A 4,000-nucleotide genomic window follows, 5' to 3' on the forward strand; every position below is an offset into this window, starting at 1 on the left:
ACCAACGGCAACGGATCCGAGGACGTCACCAGTTCACGCAACGGATACCGCGCCAGCACCGCATCCACCTCGGGCGTCAACGCCGCCGCGAGACGTGCCAGCGGTGCGCGGGACTCGTCGCGCAGCGCGCGGGCTGCCGCGTGCAGCAGGTCGCGCCGCGGTCCTTCCGGCACTCCCTCGGCAGCGCGCTCGTAAAGGTCCGCGCCTTCCTCCAGGACCAGGGCGACGTCGATACGGGACGGCACCTTGATCAGGGCGTGCCGGCGCCAGGTGGTGACCGGATCGCTCCAGGCCTCCACGGCGTAGGTCCAGTGACCGACCGACAGCGGGGTCACCTCGGCGCCCCAGCGGTCCGTGCCGGGCTCCAGCTCGCGCATCGGCGTCCACGGGCCGGGGCGGCCCTCGGGGTCGTGGAGGACGACGTCGGCGCCGATCGCGCCCTGCCCCTCACCGAAGACCGTGGCGGTGACCTGGAAGGTCTCGCCCTCCACCGCCTTGGCCGGGCGTCGGCCGCCGTCGACGGCCGGGCGGACGTCCACGATGGGTATGCGTCCGATCGCGGCCCTCGCGCCCCCGGCGACGGGCCTCGCCCCGTCCCGGTACGCGGCCTGCGGTTCCATCCCTCTTCGCCTCCTCGGCCATGGTCGAGTTCGGTGGGCGCCGACCCTGCGGTCATGGGTCCCGAGCTGGTTACGGCGCCTGGATCACCCGTCCGCCGGCGTGGCCGGGGATGTGCGGGCGGCCCGCGCACGGTGCGTGTGGAGATACAACTCGGCGGCGTCGGCGGCCTCGCGTGCGCAACGCTTTCCCATGAGTGCGCACAGTGTGTAACCGGCGCTCTCGAAGGTGCCGCGCACCTGGCGGTTGTCGGGGGAGGCGAGCATCAGGCGCTCCCACTCCCGGTACCGCTCGAGGTGTCTGGCGACCTCGGCTCTGGCGGGCAGGGGCATGGCACCGGTCACCTCCGCTCTCCGCGCTGAGTGTTCCACCCATGGTGCACGGACCATCACTCAGCGTCCTGTTCGGAATTCAACCAGTGGGGCTGATGGGCTTCCTGTTGCACGAATGGAGTAGTGCTCGCACTCTGGGACTGACTCGAGAGCGACGACCGCTCACGCTTCGTGATCGGGGCTCGGCCCAGAGGGGCGAGGAGGAGCGAGAGCCTCGCCGGTGAGGAGCCAACGACGATGAAGACCGCAGCGCCCTGCTACTACCACCTCGACGTCGAGGTCAGCCCGGAGCGGATCGGGCAGGTCCGGCGGATCCTGGCCGCCCACCTCCGCTACTGGGATCTGGAGATCCTCGTCGAACCCGTCTGCCAGTGCGCCGAAGCGCTGCTGCGGACGATCGACGCCCACGCCGCGGACAAGAACACCACCATCGAGATGTGGTGGAACGGCCAGCACCTGATCACCGCTGTCCAGGACAGCGAACGCGACATCCGGCCGCACTACGCGCCGAGCGGCTGCCTGGCGCAGATCGCGGCGCTGAGCAACGGCTGGGGCTGCTGCGCCACCGGCACCGGCGGAAAGATCATCTGGTTCTCGCAGCGGGCCCGGGCCGGCGACCCCGCTCCGCTCGTGCCGGTGGCCCCCGCGCCGAGCCTGCGCGAGACGCGCCCCCTCCCGCGCTCCCTGCCGCTCACGGCGGACGCCACCGGGCGGGAACGGGTGGCCGCGGGCGCCGGACGACGCCAGCCGGTCGCGGCGCCCGCCTGACCACCGCGGCAGGCCGCACACCTGCCGGGCGGCACCACCCTGCCGCCCGGCGGAGCGCGCCCGGGCGGCGCGGGCGCCCCCGACCCGCCGCACTCCGACATCACGTCGCGTGGACAGCGCACCCCGGCGTGCTCGAAACTCGGCGGATGGCGAAGTACTTCGACGTTCATCCCGACAACCCGCAGCCGCGCACCATCGGCCAGGTCGCCGACAGCATTCGTGACGGTGCCCTCGTGGTGTATCCGACGGACTCCTGCTTCGCGCTGGGGTGCCGGCTGGGCAGCCGGGACGGCATGGAACGCATCCGGGCGATCCGACAGCTCGACGAGCGCCACCACTTCACGCTCGTCTGCCGGGACTTCGCGCAGCTCGGCCAGTTCGTGTACGTGGACAAGGACGTGTTCCGCGCGATCAAGGCGTCGACTCCCGGCAGTTACACGTTCATCCTGCCCGCGACCCGCGAGGTGCCGCGCAAGCTGCTGCACCCGAAGAAGAAGACGGTCGGGGTCCGCATCCCCGACCATGTGGTGGCGCAGGCGCTGCTGGCGGAGCTCGGAGAGCCGCTGCTGTCGAGCACCCTGCTCCTGCCGGGCGAGGAGGAGCCGATGACACAGGGCTGGGAGATCAAGGAGCGGCTCGACCACGTCGTGGACGCCGTGGTCGACTCCGGGGACTGCGGCACCGAACCGACCACGGTCATCGACTTCTCCGGGGGCGAGCCCGAGATCGTACGCAAGGGAGCGGGCGACACCTCTCGCTTCGAGTGACGTCGTGCTCCCCGAGCCGTACCGGTGAGGAGGCCGTTCGGCCGACCGGGGGACTACCGGCGACTGCCGTCAACGCCCTGTTCGTCACGGGAAATGATGTCCGGGCGGTTCCGGGCTGCCACAAGCAGCCGTGGACAGCCGTCCGCCTCACCCATCAGCCACGTCACAGGGAGACCGACATGGCACACGGTGGCGACGTCATCGCCGAGCTCACCACCGACCACCGGGAGGTGGAAACCCTGTTCCAGCGAATCCAGTCGCTGCCCAGCGGGCATCAGGACCGCCGTAAGCTGGCCGACGAGATGACCATCGAACTCGTACGGCATTCCGTCGCGGAGGAGCAGTACCTGTACCCGGCGGTCCGGAAGCACATCGAGGGCGGCGGCGCGATGGCCGACAAGGAGATCGCCGACCACGCGCGGGTGGAGCAGGCCCTCAAACAGCTCGATGGGTGCTCCGTGGACGACCCGGAGTTCGACCGGTTGTTCATGACCGTGAAGAGCGAGGTGACCTCGCACGTGGAGGACGAGGAGAACAACCTCTTCCCCAAGCTGCGACAGGCGTGCGGCCAGGACATGCTCGACCAGCTGGGTGACAAGATCCGTACCGCCAAGAAGATGGCGCCCACGCGCCCCCACCCGGCCGCCCCCGACACCCCGCCGCTCAACAAGCTGCTCGCGCCGGGGACGGGTCTGGTCGACCGGGTCCGCGACTTCGTCACCGGCCGCGGCCGCTCCGCCTGAGAGACGGGAGCTGCCCGCCTGGAAACGGGAGCTGCCGCCCGCGGCCCGGCCGGTCCTCAGTCGGCGGCGGCCACGCGCGTTCGGGCGGGTACTGCTCGGCGACGGCCACGAGGTCGTCGTATCCCACGGTGTGGGCGCGCACCCACGGCTCGTCGACCCAGCCGTGGCGGATCATCTCGTGCTGCAGCGCGTTCAGGAGTGCGACGTTCGTGCCGGGCCGCACGGGCAGATGGACGTCCGCGCGCCGGGCCGTGAGCGTCAGGCGCGGGTCGGCCCCGGCGAGCCGGGGGCGGTCGGGGCCGCCGAGCCGGTCCGGTATGCGGGCCCACAGGACCGTCTGGGTCTCGGCGACGTTGTGGCCGACGAGGAAGAGCGTGTCGCACAGGTCGATGTCGGTGTACGAACCGGGGTCGCCGTCGCTGCCGAAGCTCTCGATCAGCGCCCACTCGGCGGTCGCCGTGCACAGGCGCGTGTTGCCGTCCAGGTGCGGGGTGCCGATGCCGCCGCGGGCGATCTTCGCCAGGGCGTGGTACTCCTCGGCGAAGAGCTGACCGCTCGTGGAGAAGGCCATGGCGAGCGGACCGTGGTCGCGGATGACCTGGCGGGAACGGGTGACCAAGGCGTCCATCGCCGTGTCCCAGTCGGTCTCGCGCAGCTCGCCGTCGGACGCGGACCAGGGGCGTGGTGAGGCGGTCGCCGGAGTTGTTCGCCTGCCATCCGAACAGGCCCTCGGGTCCGAGACGCCCGTGGTCGACCCGGTCGCCGGCCCGGC

6 protein-coding genes are annotated in these 4,000 nt (G+C 71.4%); 3 read left to right on the forward strand and 3 right to left on the reverse strand.

The annotated features are described in order from the left end of the window. Together ACFYZJ_RS06160 and ACFYZJ_RS06165 are read right to left on the reverse strand one after the other, a co-directional pair. The coding region (locus tag ACFYZJ_RS06160) for a maltotransferase domain-containing protein (protein ID WP_388563407.1) at positions 1-620 on the reverse strand (620 nt) is incomplete at its 3' end. An 84-nt stretch (positions 621-704) separates the two neighbouring features. Next, a complete protein-coding gene (locus ACFYZJ_RS06165) occupies positions 705-950 on the reverse strand; it encodes a DUF5133 domain-containing protein (RefSeq protein ID WP_388563409.1) in 246 nt (81 codons plus the stop codon). Between the two features lie 237 nt (positions 951-1,187). Here ACFYZJ_RS06165 and ACFYZJ_RS06170 point away from each other — a divergent pair, with 237 nt between their 5' ends. The 3 genes from ACFYZJ_RS06170 to ACFYZJ_RS06180 all read left to right on the forward strand — a co-directional run bounded on the left by ACFYZJ_RS06170 (position 1,188) and on the right by ACFYZJ_RS06180 (position 3,228). Then, the gene (locus ACFYZJ_RS06170) at positions 1,188-1,718 is read left to right on the forward strand and encodes a pep a2 (RefSeq protein ID WP_388563411.1); all 531 of its coding nucleotides are present in this window, start codon (positions 1,188-1,190) and stop codon (positions 1,716-1,718) included. 146 nt (positions 1,719-1,864) lie between these two features. Next, complete coding sequence (locus ACFYZJ_RS06175; RefSeq protein WP_388563413.1) at positions 1,865-2,485, forward strand: L-threonylcarbamoyladenylate synthase; 621 nt, start codon at positions 1,865-1,867, stop codon at positions 2,483-2,485. A gap of 179 nt (positions 2,486-2,664) precedes the next feature. Continuing rightward, on the forward strand, positions 2,665-3,228 hold the full coding sequence (locus ACFYZJ_RS06180) for a hemerythrin domain-containing protein (RefSeq protein ID WP_388563415.1): 564 nt from the start codon (positions 2,665-2,667) through the stop codon (positions 3,226-3,228). Here the strand turns inward: ACFYZJ_RS06180 and ACFYZJ_RS06185 are convergent. Further along, positions 3,203-4,000: molybdopterin-dependent oxidoreductase (locus tag ACFYZJ_RS06185; RefSeq protein WP_388563417.1), on the reverse strand; the 798-nt coding region annotated here is incomplete at its 5' end. The two genes, ACFYZJ_RS06180 and ACFYZJ_RS06185, sit on opposite strands and share 26 nt — an antisense overlap.

The sequence above is a fragment of the Streptomyces sp. NPDC001848 genome, assembly GCF_042891915.1.
Taxonomy (GTDB): Bacteria; Actinomycetota; Actinomycetes; order Streptomycetales; family Streptomycetaceae; genus Streptomyces.